15 protein-coding genes and 5 pseudogenes are annotated in these 18837 nt (G+C 59.0%); 16 read left to right on the top strand and 4 right to left on the bottom strand.

The features are described from left to right. Window positions 1–42: 42 nt before the first annotated feature. From ACM42_RS38485 to ACM42_RS05555, 7 genes and pseudogenes are all read left to right on the top strand, one after another. Window positions 43–150 carry a DUF2274 domain-containing protein gene (locus ACM42_RS38485; RefSeq protein ID WP_333921499.1) on the top strand — a complete coding sequence of 36 codons (108 nt, stop codon included), beginning with the start codon at window positions 43–45 and terminating at the stop codon, window positions 148–150. After that, window positions 143–313, top strand: a complete 171-nt coding sequence (locus ACM42_RS38640; RefSeq protein WP_306469165.1) for a DUF2274 domain-containing protein — start codon at window positions 143–145, stop codon at window positions 311–313. Before ACM42_RS38485 ends, ACM42_RS38640 begins: the two co-directional genes overlap by 8 nt. Before the next feature lie 231 nt (window positions 314–544). Continuing rightward, window positions 545–804: pseudogene (locus tag ACM42_RS05575) on the top strand (ATP-dependent DNA ligase); the annotation flags it as partial. A 290-nt stretch (window positions 805–1094) separates the two neighbouring features. Next, window positions 1095–1409 (top strand): co-chaperone GroES, encoded by a 315-nt coding sequence (gene groES / locus ACM42_RS05570; RefSeq protein WP_036046675.1) that lies wholly within the window; start codon window positions 1095–1097, stop codon window positions 1407–1409. Window positions 1410–1499: 90 nt separating this feature from the next. Continuing rightward, complete coding sequence (gene groL, locus ACM42_RS05565; protein WP_225153797.1) at window positions 1500–3140, top strand: chaperonin GroEL; 1641 nt, start codon at window positions 1500–1502, stop codon at window positions 3138–3140. Between the two features lie 998 nt (window positions 3141–4138). Beyond that, the gene (locus ACM42_RS05560) at window positions 4139–4288 is read left to right on the top strand and encodes a hypothetical protein (protein WP_157785277.1); all 150 of its coding nucleotides are present in this window, start codon (window positions 4139–4141) and stop codon (window positions 4286–4288) included. A gap of 537 nt (window positions 4289–4825) precedes the next feature. Further along, the gene (locus tag ACM42_RS05555) at window positions 4826–5122 is read left to right on the top strand and encodes a hypothetical protein (RefSeq protein WP_036045996.1); all 297 of its coding nucleotides are present in this window, start codon (window positions 4826–4828) and stop codon (window positions 5120–5122) included. A gap of 503 nt (window positions 5123–5625) precedes the next feature. Here ACM42_RS05555 and ACM42_RS05550 read toward each other — a convergent pair. Further along, window positions 5626–6441 (bottom strand): YopT-type cysteine protease domain-containing protein, encoded by an 816-nt coding sequence (locus tag ACM42_RS05550; RefSeq protein WP_036045998.1) that lies wholly within the window; start codon window positions 6439–6441, stop codon window positions 5626–5628. Window positions 6442–6606: 165 nt separating this feature from the next. Further along, a pseudogene (locus ACM42_RS05545) lies at window positions 6607–6828 on the bottom strand (IS21 family transposase); the annotation flags it as partial. Here ACM42_RS05545 and ACM42_RS05540 point away from each other — a divergent pair. The 3 pseudogenes from ACM42_RS05540 to ACM42_RS05535 all read left to right on the top strand — a co-directional run. Then, window positions 6822–6989, top strand: a pseudogene (locus tag ACM42_RS05540) (terpene synthase family protein); the annotation flags it as partial. The pseudogenes ACM42_RS05545 and ACM42_RS05540 overlap by 7 nt on opposite strands. Before the next feature lie 19 nt (window positions 6990–7008). After that, window positions 7009–7126: pseudogene (locus ACM42_RS38480) on the top strand (type 2 isopentenyl-diphosphate Delta-isomerase); the annotation flags it as partial. 265 nt (window positions 7127–7391) lie between these two features. Continuing rightward, window positions 7392–7649: pseudogene (locus ACM42_RS05535) on the top strand (DUF2274 domain-containing protein). On the opposite strand, the gene ACM42_RS05530 reads toward ACM42_RS05535, so the two are convergent. Together ACM42_RS05530 and ACM42_RS05525 are read right to left on the bottom strand one after the other, a co-directional pair. Continuing rightward, window positions 7613–8524 carry a LysR family transcriptional regulator gene (locus ACM42_RS05530; protein ID WP_225153923.1) on the bottom strand — a complete coding sequence of 304 codons (912 nt, stop codon included), beginning with the start codon at window positions 8522–8524 and terminating at the stop codon, window positions 7613–7615. The pseudogene ACM42_RS05535 and the gene ACM42_RS05530 overlap by 37 nt on opposite strands. Before the next feature lie 616 nt (window positions 8525–9140). After that, window positions 9141–9845 (bottom strand): GntR family transcriptional regulator, encoded by a 705-nt coding sequence (locus ACM42_RS05525; RefSeq protein WP_036046000.1) that lies wholly within the window; start codon window positions 9843–9845, stop codon window positions 9141–9143. 135 nt (window positions 9846–9980) lie between these two features. Between ACM42_RS05525 and ACM42_RS05520 the strand changes: the two genes are divergently transcribed. From ACM42_RS05520 to ACM42_RS05495, 6 genes are all read left to right on the top strand, one after another. Then, entirely contained in the window at window positions 9981–11147 is a 1167-nt protein-coding gene (locus tag ACM42_RS05520) for a mandelate racemase/muconate lactonizing enzyme family protein (protein WP_050992058.1), read from the top strand. A gap of 263 nt (window positions 11148–11410) precedes the next feature. Continuing rightward, window positions 11411–12964, top strand: coding sequence for an ABC transporter substrate-binding protein (locus tag ACM42_RS05515; protein ID WP_036046005.1), 1554 nt, complete (start codon window positions 11411–11413; stop codon window positions 12962–12964). A gap of 43 nt (window positions 12965–13007) precedes the next feature. Then, window positions 13008–13994, top strand: a complete 987-nt coding sequence (locus ACM42_RS05510) for an ABC transporter permease (RefSeq protein ID WP_050992061.1) — start codon at window positions 13008–13010, stop codon at window positions 13992–13994. 74 nt (window positions 13995–14068) lie between these two features. Then, a complete protein-coding gene (locus ACM42_RS05505; protein WP_370057852.1) occupies window positions 14069–14908 on the top strand; it encodes an ABC transporter permease in 840 nt (279 codons plus the stop codon). Next, window positions 14905–16737, top strand: a complete 1833-nt coding sequence (locus ACM42_RS05500) for a dipeptide ABC transporter ATP-binding protein (protein ID WP_244431539.1) — start codon at window positions 14905–14907, stop codon at window positions 16735–16737. The genes ACM42_RS05505 and ACM42_RS05500 overlap by 4 nt, the downstream gene beginning before the upstream one ends. Before the next feature lie 54 nt (window positions 16738–16791). Beyond that, a complete protein-coding gene (locus ACM42_RS05495; protein WP_081493967.1) occupies window positions 16792–18375 on the top strand; it encodes a GMC family oxidoreductase in 1584 nt (527 codons plus the stop codon). Window positions 18376–18837 lie beyond the last annotated feature (462 nt).

The following is an 18837-nucleotide window of genomic DNA, read 5'->3' as shown; positions in this document are numbered from 1 at the left end:
CCGCACTCCTGTTGAAAGGTGAAGGGAGGAACACCGGGATGAATCTCAAGCTTCGACCACTTCAAGACGACAGGGCCCGTCAAGCTCACGATCGGGCTGCCGGCGGCGGTCTTCATGGATCTCAAAAGCTACGCGGATTTTGATGCGTAGCGGAGCCACGACGACGCCGGCTGAGCCTGCCAAATTCATCGCGACGATGATCGAGCGTTTCATGGCAACCGGCCGCGCCTTTGCGAAGGTACGGCGAAATGCTGTTCACCTCGGTCCTGGATCGGCCGAGAGATCCGGATATCCGAAATGCCATCGCCGTTGAAATCTTTTTGTCGGTCGGCACTTCACGGGAGATCCGGGTGATGGGATCGACGAGACGGATAAGTCCAGATGGAGTTCGTCCGCATCTGCAACCGGGGCATGGTTCTTTCGCAGGGGTGCAAGGTCTTTGAAGGACGCGGCAAGGAAGCGGTCGAGTACTATTTCCATCACGAGTTCGAAACACCCACTGGCCGTCGGGCGGCGCGGTCGATCGAGGGGCAAGAGCGGAGCCCTTCCGGCTGACGACGGCACGACCGACTTCTCTGTTCTTCAGAATGAACTCAAAGGCCGCTCGACGAAGATCGTGATGGTGGCTTTTGACCTTCTATACCTGAACGGTCGCGATCTGCGCAGTGTGACGTTGTTCGAGCGCAAGACGCTGCTGCGTAAGATCATTTCTGGCACGGCGATCCAATTCAGCGAAAGCTTCGAGATCGACGGCCAGGATATGTTCAAGCATGCCTGCAAGACGGGCTGGAAGGCGTGGTCTCTATTCGCGTTGGTAAGCCGACCGTAGCCACTACGTTTTGGGCGAGCGCTGGCGACTTGCCGGTTTGATTGGGCGTGCGACAGGTATACCAGCTAACCTCAGCCGAGCACGTCTCCAGTTAGCCATAGAGACTGATGGCAGGCGACCGTCCTGAGCGCCTATTTTTCTGCCAGAGCCCCTTGCTCCCGCAAAAATCCTATCCTATCTCAGCTCGGCCCGTGACTAGCACTCACGGGCATCGATTGCTAGCATTCCAAAATCTCTAACTCGTGCAAATGCTTAGGAGGGCTGCATGAAATTCCGTCCGCTTCACGACCGCGTCGTGGTCAAGCGTATCGACGCAGAAGAGAAGACCGCTGGCGGCATCATCATTCCGGATAGTGCCAAGGAAAAGCCCTCGCAGGGCGAAGTCATCGCCGTTGGCCCCGGTGGCCGCGACGAGAGCGGCAAACTGACCCCGATCGACGTCCAGGTCGGCGACCGTGTCCTGTTCGGCAAGTGGTCGGGCACCGAGGTCAAGATCGACGGCCAGGACCTGTTGATCATGAAGGAAAGCGACATCATGGGCGTGCTCGAAGCTCCCGCTTCGAAGAAGAAGGCCGCCTAACCAACCGCTCGCACCGCTCACCCCTGAGGAGCGCCTGCCGGGCGTCTCGCCAAGGGTGAGATGAGACCAAGACAACTCAGGGAAACCAATATGTCAGCCAAAGAAGTGAAATTCGGCGTCGACGCCCGCGACCGCATGCTGCGCGGTGTCGATATCCTCGCTAACGCCGTGAAGGTCACGCTCGGCCCGAAGGGCCGCAACGTGGTGCTCGAGAAGTCGTTCGGCGCGCCGCGCATCACCAAGGACGGCGTCACCGTGGCCAAGGAGATCGAGCTCGACGACAAGTTCGAGAACATGGGCGCGCAGATGGTCCGCGAAGTCGCCTCCAAGTCCGCTGACGCGGCCGGCGACGGCACCACCACCGCGACCGTGCTCGCCGCTGCCATCGTGCGCGAAGGCGCCAAGTCGGTCGCCGCCGGCATGAACCCGATGGACCTGAAGCGCGGTATCGACCTCGCGGTCGAAGCCGTCGTCGCGGATCTCCAGAAGAACTCGAAGAAGGTCACCTCGAACGAGGAGATCGCCCAAGTCGGCACCATTTCCGCCAACGGCGATGCCGAGATCGGCAAGTTCCTCTCCGACGCCATGAAGAAGGTCGGCAACGAGGGTGTCATCACCGTCGAGGAAGCCAGGTCGCTCGAGACCGAGCTCGACGTCGTCGAGGGCATGCAGTTCGACCGCGGCTACATCTCGCCCTACTTCGTCACCAACGCCGACAAGATGCGCGTTGAGATGGACGACGCCTACATCCTGATCAACGAGAAGAAGCTCTCCTCGCTGAACGAGCTGCTGCCGCTGCTCGAGGCCGTGGTGCAGACCGGCAAGCCGCTGGTCATCGTCGCCGAGGACGTCGAAGGCGAAGCGCTTGCGACCCTGGTCGTGAATCGCCTCCGCGGTGGTCTGAAGGTCGCGGCCGTCAAGGCTCCGGGCTTCGGCGATCGCCGCAAGGCCATGCTGCAGGACATCGCGATCCTGACCGGCGGCCAGGCGATCTCGGAAGACCTCGGCATCAAGCTCGAGAACGTCACGCTGCAGATGCTCGGTCGCGCCAAGAAGGTGATGATCGACAAGGAGAACACCACGATCGTCAACGGCGCCGGCAAGAAGGCCGACATCGAGGCTCGCGTTGCCCAGATCAAGGCGCAGATCGAGGAGACCACCTCGGACTACGACCGTGAGAAGCTCCAGGAGCGTCTCGCCAAGCTCGCGGGCGGCGTGGCGGTGATCCGCGTCGGCGGCGCGACCGAGGTCGAGGTGAAGGAGCGCAAGGATCGCGTTGATGACGCGATGCATGCGACCCGTGCGGCTGTCGAGGAAGGCATCGTCCCGGGCGGCGGCGTCGCTCTTCTCCGTGCCTCCGAACAGCTCAAGGGTCTGCGCACCAAGAACGACGACCAGAAGACTGGCGTCGAGATCGTGCGCAAGGCACTGTCCTGGCCGGCCCGCCAGATCGCGATCAACGCCGGCGAAGACGGTTCGGTCATCGTCGGCAAGATCCTCGAGAAGGATCAGTACGCCTACGGCTTCGACTCGCAGACCGGCGAGTACGGCAACCTCGTCTCCAAGGGCATCATCGACCCGACCAAGGTCGTGCGCACCGCTATCCAGAATGCCTCCTCCGTGGCGGCGCTGCTGATCACGACGGAAGCGATGGTCGCCGAGCTGCCGAAGAAGGCCGCAGCCGGCCCGGCCATGCCTCCGGGCGGCGGCATGGGAGGCATGGACTTCTGATCCAGCCGCGAAACGAGAATTACAGAACCCCGGCACCAATGCCGGGGTTTTTCTTTGACGCCGTATTATGTCCCCTTGTTTTCGGGTGCGCTTAGCCCAAGCCCCAACTTCATAGGAAGTTGAAAAAGCCGGTGTAGATATGCCGACCACGGCAACAGCAGCAAATCCTCGATGGCTTGCCCGGCACCTTGCCCGAAATGCTGCACCATCGGGTGGGCGGCGTCACCGAGCAGCGTCACATGCCCGCGCTACCAATACCGCAATGGCGACCGATCGTAGATGCCCTGCGCTGGCGCTGCTGGGAGACCCGAAGGACGCACGCGCGCTGCTGCGGCCGGCCTTGCCCTCGATGCCAACTTCACGATCCGCCGCTACCGCACCAACGGCAAAGTTGACAACCCGACTTATTTTGCCAACGTGCTAATCTGCGGCTATGCGCTTTCCTTCAACGCACTGACGCGCCAGACCGGTGACGTCGATATTCTCGTCCCACGACCCCGGAAAACAATCGACGCTGGACCGCGGCCTTGAGCGAACTGCCGGACGGCGCGGCGAAGGAGCCTTTCGAGATCGCCGACGACCAATTCACGGTGAGGGATGCCGGTACGCCGAGCGGCCCGGGCGTGATCCGGGTGATCGATAGTTCGTCGTCGACGTTTTGCCGGCGGCATGCGGACTGGCCTACCATGAACTCAAACCGCACGTCCGGAGGACCTCGACGCAATGGGGTCCGATCAACGTACTCGACCTCGAAGGACTGCGCCTGACGAAACAGAGCCCGAGAGGCAAGGACAGGGTCGATCTCCAACATATCGAAGCGGCTTTGAGAGCCATCCAAGGACGGGTGTCCGAGCGCGTCGCGGCCATGTCGAGACGCGACTTCGTGCCGAGACGCCGCCGTCAGACGACAGCATCGAATTCAAGGTCGAGCAGGTTTCCGCCCCTTCTTCGGACGCAGAAACCCGGTCTCTGGCGAAAGCGAGGCGCTAGCGCGCGGAATGGCACTCGACCAAGCCTTCGAAGATCGGCTGTCGATCTACGGCGATGCTGCCACGTTGGGAAAAATGCTGGAAGCCGCGGATCAGATAACGGACTTCCATGCCTACGCCTCCGAGATTGCCATCGAAGATCCGAACTCGCAACCATGAGCCACGGAAGCGACGCTATCACGTCCTCACCGAAAGCGCGGTACGACGGCTTGGCCGGCGCTGGCGACCCGGGCTCCTCGCCCGGTCCGTCGGGACCGGCCGGCCTAAGCACGTCAGTTCGGAGAAACGTGAACTCGCCCGCGAGTCCACACGAAAAATCCGGATAGCCGAATTGTCATTGCTTGTACTCGAGACACGCCCTTCTATCTATCGGACCGATCCAAACGTCGGCAGGCGTACAAAGATGGTCCTGGTGGAAACGTGTGCTTTTAGCGCGCAGAAGATTCGCGCTCCTCGTTCATTCATTTAGCGCGAGCAAGATGATCGCGATAGGCCTGCCGCGCACGGTGCGATCGTACGCGCCATCTGTGCGTAGGACAATCCAACGAGAACGCGTTTCCGGCATAGGAGATCCTCTGGGATCCATCACGCGCGGCTTTGCCCAGCCGCATGCTCATTCATGGAACTAGGACCTAGTCTAGCGCCGGTCCAGTGTGCTTTGATACGTAAGGTAGAAATGAGATGTGTGGTGATTCAATGTACATGGTCATTCGCAAGTACACCAAGATTCGTTCGGTTGCGGATGCCGCCCGCCGCGCGAAAAGCGGCATCGGTCAGATCCTAAGGGAATCTCATGGATTCAAATCGTACTATGTCCTCGACGGAGGTGAAGGCGTCGGTATCGCTGTGATGATATTCGAGGGTCGCGAAAGCGCCAATGCAGCGAACAAAAAGGTCTTGGAGATCGTTCAAGCGAGTCTGCATGACCTCCATCTTGGGGACCCCGAAATCGTCTCCGGGGAGATACTGGTGAATATCCGATCTGATCAGTAGCGCGTTCTGTTCCATGGAGCAAAACGCCAGCGCGCAGAACGACAAGCTCCGTAATGTTGAAAACACACCATCAATTTGGCCGCGGACTGGAATCCTCTGCCTGGCAGACGCGGGCGAGCGAGCGATGGGATCGCGCTGTTCGTCGTGCCGATCGCCTGATTCTAAGGGTACACAGGACGTCCCCTACGGCGTGATCCAGTTGACGATAATGAGCCGAAGCAGCCACTTCGCTGGCCATCCATACCTTCAGACTGTCGACCGGCCACGTGGTCGGCGCCCGAGCCGGCCCGCGGGTAGGCATATCAACCCGAAACAGAACTGCAATTTGTGCCGGCCGTCATGGATAGCGGGGGGCCGGCGCCCCCGCTTTCGATGCCGGCACACTCGCCAGCCGGCACGCAGCCGGCTATCCGCCGCAGATTTGGTCCCCGACGCCGCGACCGTCCGGCCGACGCATCCGCGCCCACAGAAGGCGTCAATCACCACCGGCCTGAAGGCCCAACTCACTGCATCCTTTGCGTCGTGATTGTCGACAAATGCTGCCCGTTGGGATTCCTGTAACGATTGGCGAGGCTTTGTAACAATGAAGCCATCTGGTCCGGATCTGATCGAACAGTAAATTCTCCATAGTTAGGGTCGAAAACCGTGGTCCTTCCATTCGAGGCCGACGTCGCCACTGTGTGTGCGCCGCCTTCGGCGAAATACAAGCTGAGCAAATGGTTCGATCCATCTTCGTTGATTTCGTTCACCATGCGCTTGACGTTCGAAGACTTGCCGAATGCGAATCTCTTCTCTTCTCCAGCCGGTTCCAAGCCTGCGTCCTCCAAAATGGTATTTTGTGCCTGAAGGTCGGCCTGAGAAGATCCTGCTCCCCTGCTCCGCAACTGATCCTTGAGATTTTGATATTGCTGCTGCCGTTCAGCCGCTGAGGTATGCGTTTGCGATCCGGGTGTGAGCGCACTCATTCGGGTTGATGGGCTGTTGTTAAGATTGCGGAACCACTCCGCAGTCAGCCCAACGCAGATCCCGTCCACATTCGCATCACGCAGGTCGGCCGTTCTGTATTCAAACAAGGAGGTGGCCGGACTCTCTGGAGAGGATGTACTGGGGTCGGAGGCGCTAGAAGTTTGAACGTTTGCATCCGAGGTATGTGGCTTGCTGCAGCAGGTCCCCATCTTGTCAGGCAACTCCCCCGGTTGTGAGCTCCACTGAGGCGCGAGATCTGCAAGTGTTTCCGTAAAGCTGCCGCTATCCACCGACTGACTCGGTTCGTCAGCTTGTCTAGTGCATGTGGATGAGCCACTGATTCGATCATACACGACGATTCACCTTTCTGTGCTGCGCTAGTCTCTACGCATCAATTCGGGCTGCTTAGGCCCTGCTGCGAGGATACCCAGACAAGCTGATGGCGAGCTGACGGGCAGCTGTTGTCCAGCTTAGAAAGCGTTCCTTCGGAGTTCTGACAATGTCTGATGCGGCGCGGCGTAGCGCTGTGTCAGATCCTCCCGCGCGTCGGCTGCCGGATTCCGGAACGACATTGACAGGCTATCGCTGCGATGCCCTCGCGGCACGCCGCCGAGCGCCCACAGGGCGTTCTGCAAGCCCTCGACCAGAGCGACGAAGCTTTCGCCGCCGAGCACGACATGGGCGTGCTCGAAGCTGGAGAACGCCAGCCGGAAGTGACAGAGCTGGTGATCGAGCGCCTCATACGCGCATGCTGCACCGGGTGATGGCGGAAGAACGCTTTCCGGCGCCGTGGGGACCGTTGATCGAGGCCATGGCGGCCATCCGCGCGCAGTACTACCAGACCTCGGCCAGCCGCTACCGCAGCGACCCTGCGGGGGGAAGCCAGCGTGCGCCGGCCTGAACGCGCGGGAGGCAGCGGCTTGCGCGCGCTGCCGTCGGTCCGATCCGATGGCAACGCCGCAGCCCAATGCGACGGATGGAGCGAGCAGGAGCGACGCCGCCCTGAGCCGGCGCAAGGACGACCATCTGGACATCGTGCCGGTCAGCGACGGAACCATCGCCGATGGCGGCATAATCGCTTAATGGGTTTGGATAATCGTTGGCGGCTTCGGCGCGAACCCACGATGAATGGCGAGTGCAAGGGCATTGCTTTCGCCGATTGCCGGTGTTGCCGTCCTGGCTTTTTTTAACAGTACCGCCGTCAGCCATGAGTTGGAGGTCGGAACACTACTGATCCAGCATCCCTGGGTGGCTGCAAAGGATACGGCCAATACCACGACGCGCCGTACAAGGGAGGAAGACAGTGACGAAGCTCAAGCTTGGAGGACCGCTTGAAGATGACAAACCGGTTAAACCCACGATCGAGCTGCCCGCGGCGGTCTTCAGGGATCTCAAAAGCTACGCCGAGATTCTGACGCGCAGCTGAGGTGCTACGACGCCGGCCGAGCCTAAATTGATCGCGCCGATGACCGAGCGTTTCATGGCGACCGACCGCTCCTTTGCGAAGGCCCGGCGAAGTGCTGCTCAACTCCCGCCCGGGTCGGCGGAAAGATCTGGATAGCGTTCGCGAATCAAGTCGAGAAACGGACGTACTAATGGATTGCCGTTGGACTGCCGCCAATAGACGCGGAAGCTTAGCCGCGTCGGCCCCTCTGCATCATGCACCTCCCGGAAGATGACACCGGGATAAGTCGCGCCAGTCGCACTTTCCAGGGCGAGGAGAATACCGAAGTCCATGCCCACCATGCAAAGAAGCCGGTCGAGCCCCACATCATGGCGAAGCAGCTTGCAAGGATCGGAAGATCCTAATTTGCTGATGAGAAGCTTGAGGAGTTCCGGTCCGGGGCCACGCTGTGACATCAAAAGCGGTTCGCGCCGCAGTTCGCCCCAGTGAACTACGTCATGACTTGCCAGAGGATGTTTCGCAGGGAGGGCTGCAATAACACGTTCGCTCCAGAGCACCAATGACTTGCCGCTCCAATTCGGATTGGGATCTGCCACGACAGCGACATCGATGGCTGAGCTGGCGAGGTCCGAAATGAGATGCTCGCTCGCGCCGTCGACAAACTGTCTATCGGCATCGGGAAAGCGGTGCCGGTGCTCGAGGAGGGTGGCTCGGAGATTGCCGGCTGACAGGGAGGTGTGGATCCCGATGGTCAACCGACCACTCTCGCGACGCGAGCGGGTCTTGAGGCGAGCGGCCATTGCTTCGGCTTCGCCTACGATGCGCCGGGCATCCTCGAGGAATTCTCGACCTTCCATCGTTGGTCGCGTACCTCCGTTGGTACGCTCGAATAGTTTGCTGCCCAACGTGTGTTCGAGATTTCGAAGACAGCGACTGAGCGTCGACTGCTTGATTCTAAGCGTCTCTGCCGCTTGACGGATGCTTCGATGCTGGGACGCAGCGATCGCCCAGCGTAGATCTCGAAATTCCACAGCCACGCTCAAAGCCCTATGGTGAGTTTTGGGGCCAAGTGTTTTCTTGCCCCTCCATAAATTGTGTTGCGTCAGCTCCTCCGACTTCGGCCGGCATACGTATTCCAGCACCGAGGTTGTTTCAATCCTTAGGTGCTTGAGAGAAAAAGACAACTACAGGCTACTCGCCGTCTGATAAATTCCGTTCTCTCTCTCTCTCTCTCTCTCTCTCTCTCTCTCTCTCTCTCTCTCTCTCCCTCTCCCTCTCTCTCTCTTCCGCTTTTGCGTCCGTTGTTCAGAGGACAATCAAGAGCACAGTGCGCAGGTGGCTGAGGACGATCCGCGGCTTTCAATCGTACGCTCGGCAGATCTTAGGCCGATCAGCAAGGCCCGTTTATCGCCTGGCAGATCATTCCGGCAACGTTCGGCATGGGGACTGGGTTGGTAACCGATATCAACGGGAGGGGACCTCGATTCTGAACGCAAGGCATCTGCAACCTGGAAGGCAACGGGTTGTCGCTGTATTTGCCGATCCTCCAACACGGCTGCTCCTCGATCCTGCCGCGAATGTCACGAATGATCCGGCCCAGCCGGCTGCGCGAATTTTGCGGTCGCTGACTGCGCATGCCTTACCTCCCTAGAGCTTGCGCGAAGTCGCTTTGTTGGTCTGTTTCGTCTCTTTTTCCTGTATGTGCCGAATGAGAAGCTGGCCTGAGGTCTTGTTGTGCTCGCGGGCGTAACGTTCGGAGGCGGCTGCATCGCCCCTGAGCAGCGCGCTGATCATTTTCTGGTGGTTTGAGATGACCATCTCGGGCCGTTCGAGGATTGCGTTCGAAGAAGCCATGTACATCCGAACCTGTTGTTCGACCAACCCGTAGTGATCGGCGAGGCGCTTGTGCCCGGAAAGGACGACGATCGCCTTGTGAAGCGCAAGATCACTATCAGTAATCCGCTTCTGGTTGCGGCTTTTCGCGGCCGCCTTCAGATCCTCGAAAGCCGCCTCGATCGGTTGCCTCCGATTCGGGTTGGCGGCAGCGAGCTGCGCGGCAAGGCTCTCCAGGCTGGATCGAAGTGTGTAGAGCTCCCATGCATCATTGGATGACAAGCTCGCGACCTCCCAGCCCAAGTAAGGCTTCTGCTTCACCAGGCCCTCGCTCATCAGCCGCTGCAGCGCCGCTCGTATCGTGCTGCGCGACAGGTTGAGCTCCGTGGACAGTTCGGTCTCTGTCAGTCGCTTTCCTGGCGTCAAGGCGCCACTGGTGATCGCCTGCCGGATAACATCGGCAGCCGCACGGTCCAAACTCCGCTTCTCGACCAATCCCGAGATGATCTTAGCAGCCATTTTTCCTCCAACCGCGTTTTGCGCGGAATGTTCGTTCTGAGGTCCCGGCAGATATTGGCGAACATTCGCCATTGACACCAGAGAAATCGTGCTGTTTGTTAATTGTCGACAATCGGCAGTTGAGCGGGGCCTTGCTTGCGCATTTCCGAAACCAAGGGCGTTAGCTTCGCCGGTCTGCAGCGCCTTTCGTCGTCAGCCGCCTCTCACAAGATCGTAAAGGCGGATGCGATCCTGGTATCGATTCCGTTCGAATCCGGCGGAGTGCCGCCTTGGAGCTTCGGCGGAGCGCCGAAACTGCAGTTCGACACGCTGTTGGTGAGACTGGAAACCGAACAGGGCATCGTGGGGTGGGGCGAAGCCTTCTCGCGGTGCGAGGACAAGTCGCTGAAGGCGATGATCGAGACGCGCGTGTTACCGCTCGTGATCGGCAGGAGCGCCCTGGAAATCGGCAAGATCAAGTATGATGTGGAATTCCGGCTCCAGAATTTTGGCCGCGTGGGCCCTATCATCTATGGCGTCTCGGCGGTCGACATCGCCCTGTGGGACATCCTCGGCAAGATCTCCGGACTGCCGCTCACCGCATTGCTAGGCGGTGCATTCGCCAGCGAAGTCGAGGTCTATGCCAGTCTGATGCGCTACGGCAATTGCGCCGATGTCGTCAGGGCCACCCGGCAGGCAATTGAGCGCGGATATCGTTACATCAAGTTGCACGAGATCACCGAGGACGAAATCCACGCCGCCGTCGAAGCCGCAGGGGCGCAGGCCGCCGTCATGCTGGATACCAATTGCCCATGGCCGGTGGCGGAGGCGCTCAAATACGATCGGCTTCTCGAGCCTCTCAATCTGTACTGGCTGGAGGAGCCGGTCTGGCCACCAGAGAACTATGCTGGGCTGGCCCGCATTCGTTCAACCGGGCGGCACCACATCGCCGCCGGCGAAAATGCCGGCAGCCTGCATGATTTTGTTGCGATGATCGCCGCAGGGGCCATCGACATTGCGCAGCCTGATGTCGCGAAAGCTGGCGGTATTTCCGAGCTCGTGAAGATCGCATCGCTTTGTCAGGCTGAATCAATCGAATTCGTGCCGCATTGTGCAATCTTCGGCCCCGGCCAGGTCGCGACCATACACCTCAATGCGGCGCAGCGATCAGTCCCGATGCTCGAGCGGCTCTATTGCGACTTCGAGGCCGAGATCTACGGCGGTGCTACGCTTCCGGTCAATGGAAAGGTTGCCGTGCCGACGGGGCCGGGGCTTGGCCTCGACCCTGATCCAGGTGTGATCAACCGCTACCGCGTTGCCTGAAGGACGGAGGCGTTGTGACATGGGCCATAGTTACATTCGTCTCAACAGCGTCGTCGGCGGACCATCACCTAGCCGCGCTGCTGCGCGCAATTGCGCTCTTCGTGAAGGCACGAAGGTTCGCGCAGGCCTGCCTGATCAGCTCGCGGGCGAGATGAAGCAGATCAGCATCGCGCTGGAAAGCGCGGTCCTGGACCAATTTATGTGAAGAGAGCGCTCATCAAGCGCGCTGTTTGCGCGTCTAACCCAAGAAGAGGGGACCCGAAATGGTAACACGGAGAGAGTTGCTTGCAGGAGCCGGAGCAGTTGCCGTGGCTAGCGGAGCGGGTCTCAAACCGCTCCCAGCGAAGGCGGCGCAAAGTAAAACCCTCGTGCTGGCGTCGATGGGCGCGGTCACCGGCAATTGGGATCCGACCTCTCACACGACCCTGGGGCAGTTGAAGTTAGAAAAGTTCGTATTCAATCATCTGACACGCTGCGAAATGCGGGAGGGTAAGTCTGAAGAGCTGACCCCGGACCTCGCCACCAGTTGGAAGCTGATTGATGCGCACACCCTGGAGTTCAAGCTTCGGGACGGCGTCAAATTCCACGATGGCAAGGAGTTCGGTGCTGAAGATGTTAAGGCGACCATGGAGTATGCCTCCAATCCGGCGCGCCCGGCATCCGCCCTCTATCCGGGCCGCGTTGATGTCGAGGTCGTCGACAAACTGACGGTCCGGTTGAAGACCGAAAAACACGGCTACCCCGCGTCTGCCTTCTGGTTCATTTCGAGCTTCCTTCCAATCCTGTCGGCAAAGGATATTGCCGATCCCGCGCTCCTCCAAAAGCGCCCGAACGGCACGAACGCCTTCAAATATGCGGGCACGCAGGGAGACAGGAACAGCCTCGAAGCGAATGATGAATTCTACGGCGGACGTCCCAAGATCGATCGGATCGTCTATGCCTACGTTCCGGACGCCAACACGCGCGCGCTGGGCCTGTTGAACGGCGAATATCACATTGCCGAACGGCTGGAGCCCGAGCAATACGCCTCGTTGTCAAGCAACCCGAAAGTCACCACCCACAGGGCGCTGACGACCGAAAACAAATATTTGCACTTCCGGTGCAACAAGCCTCCCTTCAACGACGCACGCATTCGCCGCGCAGTTTGCCACGCCATCGACCGCGATCAAATCCTGTCGCTGATGGGCGAGGCGGCCACACCGTCTAACTGCTATATTTCGCCGACCAAGTTCGGCTTCACGGACATTCCTGATTATCCCAAGTTCGATCCGGATGCCTGCCAGAAGCTTCTCGCCGAGGCAGGGTTTCCCAAGGGAAGGGGGCTGCCGCAACTCGAATATATCACCTCGATCGGGTTCTATCCGAAGACGAAAGAGTATGGCGAGCTGATCACAGCGATGCTCGCAGAACAGGGGCTTGATGTTCGCCTGACTGTTCTTGAACCGGCCGCGTGGGAGCAGGCGATCTATCGCCGCGCTGACGGCCAGGGCCAGGGCCACATGTGCGACGTCGGCTGGATGACCGGATCGCCGGAGCCGGATCTCGTGCTTCGACCGAACTGGCATTCAAGCGCCGCGCTGATCACTGGGATCAACGACCGGGAAATTGACGCGGCGCTAGACAAGGAACGCGCCGCTACAAACCCGGAAGAGCGCCGCAGCATTTTCAAGAATGAGACGTTTCCCACTCTCGCAAACAAGGTTCCGAGCTTGTCGCTCTTTTCCGCCGTGACCTTCCATGCCGCAGCCAGGAATCTGACGGGGGCATACTATTTCCCCAACGGGCCGATTGACCTGAGCAAGGCGGACCTGAGCTAAAGGGGCCGCAGCAAAAGTCTTTGGGAGGCCAGGAGCCGACATGCTGTTTGCGCTCGACTTTTTCGCTCGGCGCCTTGCACAAGGGTTGGTATTGGTCGTCCTCGTGACGATGCTCATCTTTACGCTGCTGCGCGTCGTTCCCGGCGACCCTGTGCGTATGATGCTGGGGCCAATGGCGTCAGTATCTGTCGCAGAGCAGACCGCCAAAGATATGGGCCTGAGGGATCCAATCCCGGTTCAATTCGGCCGCTATGTCGCGCAAATCCTGACGGGGGATTTCGGGAGCTCTTTCGTCAGAAGCGCACAAGGCGGCAGCACTGGCGGCTCGCGAGGCGGCTCGACTTTCGATGCCGCCAACCGTGCATCCGTTTTGGGCCTCATCACAACCAGTCTACCCTTCAGCCTGCTCCTTGCTGGCCTTGCATTCCTGTTTGCCTTGGCAATCGCGCTCCCGATCGGCATAGCCGCGGGCTTGAGATCAGGACGATGGCCGGATCGGCTTGCACTGCATTTGGCTTCCGTCCTGGTCTCACTTCCCAATGTATGGCTGGCCCTCGTTCTCATCTTTCTCGTCTCCGCCAAGGCCGGATGGCTGCCGGCGATCGGCTATCAGGGGCCGAGCTACGCAATCTTGCCCGCCATTGTTCTCGCGATCGAACTTGCTCCGACCCTCATTCGGTCCGTCTCGGTCTCGGTGAGCGGAAATCTTGTCGAGCCATACGTGTCGCAGGGTGAGATTCGCGGTCTCTCGCGCAGCCGAATGATTGTCGCGCACGTGCTGCGCAATTCGAGCATCCCCGTCCTCAATGTACTCGGGATACAGGCCATTGGGGTTTTGCTTGGTGGTCTGTTCGTCGTCGAATACGTCTTCAACTATCCCGGCGTTGGCCTTTTGATGATCAACGCGGTCTTCCAACGGGATTTCCCAGTTATCCAGGCCATCGCGATCCTCGCCTGTGCGACCTTGGTGATGCTCAATATTCTCGTCGACTTTGCAGCGATGGCGATCGACAGGAGGCTCCAATACTAGCATCGACGGAACTTTCGGCCAGGACCGACAGCCCTGCGGCAACACGAGGTCGCGGCATCGCGGCCAGCATCTTCGTGCAGGCATGGCGAACAACTGAGTTCAGGATTGGATTTGCCCTGTTTTGCCTGCTGATCATCCTTTCTGTCCTGGGACCCTACATTCTCAATCTGTCGCCGACCCAATTCAATGTCAGCAAGAAATTCCTGTCACCGGCACTGCTGGATCATTCGAGCTGGCCTTATCTGTTTGGCACCGATCAACTCGGCCGTGATCTGTTTACCCGCTCCCTCATCGGTCTTCGGAATGCCCTGCTGATCGGCATCACGAGCGTTGCGGGAATGTTCATCCTTGGCTCAGCCATTGGCATGATCTCAGGCTATTTCGGCGGATGGGCCGGCTTGCTCTTGATGCGGATCACAGACGCGCAGATGTCGATTCCCGCGATCATTCTGGCGATCACAGTTCTCGGCGTTTCACGTCCCACTCCGCTGGCCATCATCCTTGTTCTGATTCTTGCCGGCTGGCCGGCGTATTCTCGCGTAGCGCGCAGTGTGACCCTGTCCGAGCGCCGCAAAGAATATGTTCGAGCGATAAAGATTCTCGGCGCCTCAGACGCGCGGGTCCTGCTCGTTCATATCGCGCCCAACATCTTGCCTCCGATCGCCTTTGTCGCAATCCTGGACATTGCCCGCATGATGATTTTCGAGGCTGTGCTGGGCTTTATCGGGATCGGCATTCAGCCGCCCACCCCGACATTCGGCACCATCATCGCTGACGGCACGAAGTACATTTTGAATGCCTGGTGGATCACCACGGTGCCAGGCCTCCTGCTCGCGATCACACTCTGTTGCATCAACATCATGGGAGGAGCTCTCGAGCGATCTCGCAACAAGATCTTGCTAGGATTCGAATGATATCGCCGGTCAACATTCTTGATGTCCGCAATCTGACCGTCACCCTTGATCTCGGGCCGCGCGGAACGCGCGCCGTGCTCACCGACGTCAATCTGAGTGTCGGTGAAAACGAAGTGCTCGGCATCATCGGCGAGAGCGGCTCGGGAAAGACGGTGCTGTCGCGGGCGCTTGTCAGGTGGGTCACCAGCCCACTCGAAATCGAATCGGGCGCTATCAGTTATCGCGGCAACGATCTTCTGAGACTACCCCGGGCAAAAATGCAGGCGCTCCGTGGGCGCAAGATTGCCTACATAGGCTCCGATCCCGCCAGTGCTCTCGATCCAACCCTTCCGGTTGGCCGGCAAATCGTCGAAAAACTCAAATCCATCGAGCCTGATATCTCCAACGGCGAGGCAGAGGGACGTGTCATACGCCTGCTCGATGCCGTAAAGATGCCCGGCGCGAAACAGCGATTTGAGGAGTTTCCGTTCCAGTTCAGCGGCGGAATGATGCAACGCGCCCTGATCGTGGATGCGCTCGTGACGAACCCGGACCTTCTGGTCGCCGACAACATTACGCAACCTCTTGACGTTACCGTCGCTGCTCAAATCCTTCGGCTCCTGCGCGAGTTGCAGCGGGATTTCAAGACGGCGATTCTGTTCGTTTCATCTTCTTTCGGGGTCATCAACGAAATCGCGCACCGGGTTCTTGTTCTCGCAGGCGGCCGCGTCGTCGAGACGCAAAGCGTTCAGAAATTGCTCGCGGCTCCGCAACATGCCTATACAAAGCAGTTGATAGCGGACATCCCCCGCATATGGCAGAGCTCGACTGAAGCCGTTGCAGATGAGGTGTCACCTGCCGCAAATGATGTCATTCTGTCGGTGCGAAACGTCAGCCGGATTTATCCCGCGAGGGATAGAAACAAGCTGTTTGCAAACCAGTTCGTGCACGCGGTGCGGGACGCTTCGTTCGACGTTCGACGAGGTGACAATTTGGCGATCGTCGGCGAATCGGGGTGCGGGAAGTCAACGCTTTCGCGTCTCCTGAGCCGCCTGGAGGTCCCGGATTCAGGGCAGATCTTGTTCATGGGCGAAGATATCGCGTCTATGAAGGCCAAGCGCCTATTGGCGCTCCGAAGGAAATTCCAGCTTCTCCTGCAAGATCCGTTTAGCTCCATTCCGCCTCATCTTTCGATCGGGCGAACCATCGCCGAACCTCTCTACGTCCATGGAGGGTTGTCGCGTTCCGAGATCCGCGATCGGGTTGCGGCGACCATGCAGGAAGTCGGACTGTCTCTCGACCTGTTCGGCAAACTTCCGGTCGGATTGAGCGCCGGGCAGCGTCAACGTGTGAGTATCGCCCGGGCCCTCGTTCTCGATCCCGAGTTGCTCATTCTTGATGAGACGCTATCGGCGCTCGACCAGGTCGAGCAGCGCAAGCTGCTCGCCCTTTTTCAGCGGCTTCAGGACCAACGCGGAATTACCTACATCTACATCTCACACGATCTTGGGATGGTGCGGCGAGCCTGCAATCGCATCGCCGTGATTTATCTGGGGCGCTTGGTGGAACTGGCTGACAATCGGACCACCTTCATCGAGCCGAGACACCCCTATACCCGTGCGCTCTTGAGCGCGGTACCGGCGGTTGAGGAACGTCCTTTCAAGGCTGAGACCTACCTCCTGGAAGGTGAGCCGCCCAACCCAATCCACATCCCAGCAGGCTGCAGTTTTAGACCACGCTGCCCGTTCGCGCTCGATAAGTGCGCCATTGATGATCCGCCGCTCGCGGCACGCGGACGCGATGAATTGGCTGCTTGCCATCTGACAGAAATAGACCCGCACCATCAATGACTTTGCAGGATTGCGCGGCCATCCAATGGCGCTCCTATTCGGAGAGTGAACAGCATGGAGTTTGACTACATTGTCGTAGGATCCGGAAGTGCGGGATGTCCTCTGGCGGCGCGATTGGTTGAGCGAAAACAATCGGTCCTGTTGCTGGAAGCCGGGAAGAAGGAGCGTCTCAATCTGTCTCATGTTCCGGGTGCCCTCGTTTATACGATCGGGAATAGACGGTACGACTGGGCTTACAAGACGAAGCCAGATCCGAGCAGGGGCGGCGTGGTCGAGGACTGGCCTCGTGGCAAGGTGCCGGGAGGTTCATCTGCCATAAATGGGATGATCTTCATCCGCGGGGCCGCGCGGGACTATGACGCTTGGGAGGCGCTGGGCAACAGAGGATGGGGATGGAAGGACGTGTTGCCGTACTTCCGAAAAATGGAGACGGCGGATGAGGACAGAGACAATCAATTTCGCGGAGGGCTCGGACCTCAACGGGTCTCAGCTTTACGTTGGCGTCACCCCATTTCACAAAAGTTTATCGATAGCTTTCAAGCCGCTGGCATTCCCTTCAATGAGGATTTGAACGGTGCCTCGCACGAGGGAGTTGCCTGGAACCAAGGATCGACGCGCGCCGGGCGTCGGCTTTCGGCCTTCGAGGCCTTCATACGGCCAAAGCTATCAGCCAGTGATCTGACGTTCTTGGACGAGACGATCGTTCGCCACATTCTGTTTGACAAGACGCGCGCGAGGGGCGTTGCCGCCACGCATCGCGGACAAGATGTCGATTTCGTCGCAAGAAAGGGTGTCATTCTTTCGGCCGGCTCCATCAATTCCCCGCACTTGTTGATGCTTTCCGGTGTCGGTGATCCCCGTCATCTCACAAAACATGGCATTATTCCCCGTGTGGAAAGTCCTGAGGTTGGACGGAATTTGATGGAGCACCCGGGTCTGTATGTCCTTGCCGAACTCGATGTAGAGACCGCGAATGCACTGTCGCATCCGGTAAGGGGAGCACTCGCCTTGGCGGAGTGGGTCTTCAAACGGTCGGGGTTCATGAGCGTGCCGACGGCGCAAGTCCTCGCCTTTCTCAGATCGTCTCCTGAGCTTGCTGAGCCGGATCTGCAATTTCACCTCTTCCCGTTCGGCCTCACCAAGGAGAATGGAAGGCTGAAAACCCCGAGAGCTAACCTGGTGACCATCCTCGTGAACGTCAATTATCCGAAGAGCACGGGTCATCTCGAACTGACATCGAACGATCCTCTCGCTCCAATCGCCATCTTTCCGCGCTTGCTTGAACATCCTGATGATTTTGAGGGAGTTATGCGTGGATTGGATTGGGTCCGGAAGATCTGCTCTATGCCTCCGTTCGGCTCTCATGTCGTCAAGTTCAGGGACGCACCCGTACCAGGGGCCGGGCGGCAGGCAGATGAAGCGTATATTCGGAAAGCGACTGTCCCCTTCTTTCATCCCGTCGGAACTTGCCGCATGGGAACAGACGATCGTGCGGTTCTCACGCCTTCTCTCAGAGTGAGAGGTACTGAGAATTTGTGGGTTGCGGACGCCTCCATCTTTCCTCGTCATATCGCTGGGAATACCAACGCAACGTCTATTATGATCGGAGAGAGGGCAGCAGATCTCATCCATCCGTAGTCGTGATTCCGTAAATCAAAATTGGAGAAAGTCCGTGGCGCGCTTCTATGTGCCAGATAGGAAGGATGGAATAGGCACGCATGCATCCGACATCTGTCGTGCTCACTTCGAGAAATCGTATGACCACAATCGTGCGTGTTATCGTAATTGTGCCGCGCGCCATGGAAAACTGCCCCCTCATATTGGCTCAGATGACAATGTTACCGAAGCGCACCCTAGTGTCTCCTGAATCAGCTGCCGCGAGTCTGAGCGGGCCGCTCGCAAAGCGCGGCCTCCAGGGCGCGGTAGCGAGCGAGCGGCTTGCGTCGATTCGGCCAAAGAACCTGTAGGGATTAGATAAAATATTTTCGTGCAGTCATTATGGCTTCGCGCTATGCCTCTCGAAGAGACGTGCCTCATGGGAAAACATTCTGAGCGCTGCATAATCCTGCCGACCGGCGTCGCGTTATCGAGATGGCTTGT

The organism is Bradyrhizobium sp. CCBAU 25338 (genome assembly GCF_028128965.1).
GTDB lineage: Bacteria > Pseudomonadota > Alphaproteobacteria > Rhizobiales > Xanthobacteraceae > Bradyrhizobium > Bradyrhizobium liaoningense.
Note: the sequence above shows the minus strand (reverse complement) of the source record. Positions and strands in the feature narration are given on the sequence as shown.

What these genes read in the sequence shown, in the direction of transcription:
- ACM42_RS05560 (WP_157785277.1), top strand. Translation starts at nt 4,139, where the DNA reads ATGGCACTCGACCAAGCCTTCGAAGATCGGCTGTCGATCTACGGCGAT.
- ACM42_RS05495 (WP_081493967.1), top strand. Translation starts at nt 16,792, where the DNA reads ATGGAGTTTGACTACATTGTCGTAGGATCCGGAAGTGCGGGATGTCCT.
- ACM42_RS05500 (WP_244431539.1), top strand. Translation starts at nt 14,905, where the DNA reads ATGATATCGCCGGTCAACATTCTTGATGTCCGCAATCTGACCGTCACC.
- groES (WP_036046675.1), top strand. Translation starts at nt 1,095, where the DNA reads ATGAAATTCCGTCCGCTTCACGACCGCGTCGTGGTCAAGCGTATCGAC.
- ACM42_RS05515 (WP_036046005.1), top strand. Translation starts at nt 11,411, where the DNA reads ATGGTAACACGGAGAGAGTTGCTTGCAGGAGCCGGAGCAGTTGCCGTG.
- ACM42_RS05525 (WP_036046000.1), bottom strand. Translation starts at nt 9,845, where the DNA reads ATGGCTGCTAAGATCATCTCGGGATTGGTCGAGAAGCGGAGTTTGGAC.
- groL (WP_225153797.1), top strand. Translation starts at nt 1,500, where the DNA reads ATGTCAGCCAAAGAAGTGAAATTCGGCGTCGACGCCCGCGACCGCATG.
- ACM42_RS38640 (WP_306469165.1), top strand. Translation starts at nt 143, where the DNA reads ATGCGTAGCGGAGCCACGACGACGCCGGCTGAGCCTGCCAAATTCATC.
- ACM42_RS05555 (WP_036045996.1), top strand. Translation starts at nt 4,826, where the DNA reads ATGTACATGGTCATTCGCAAGTACACCAAGATTCGTTCGGTTGCGGAT.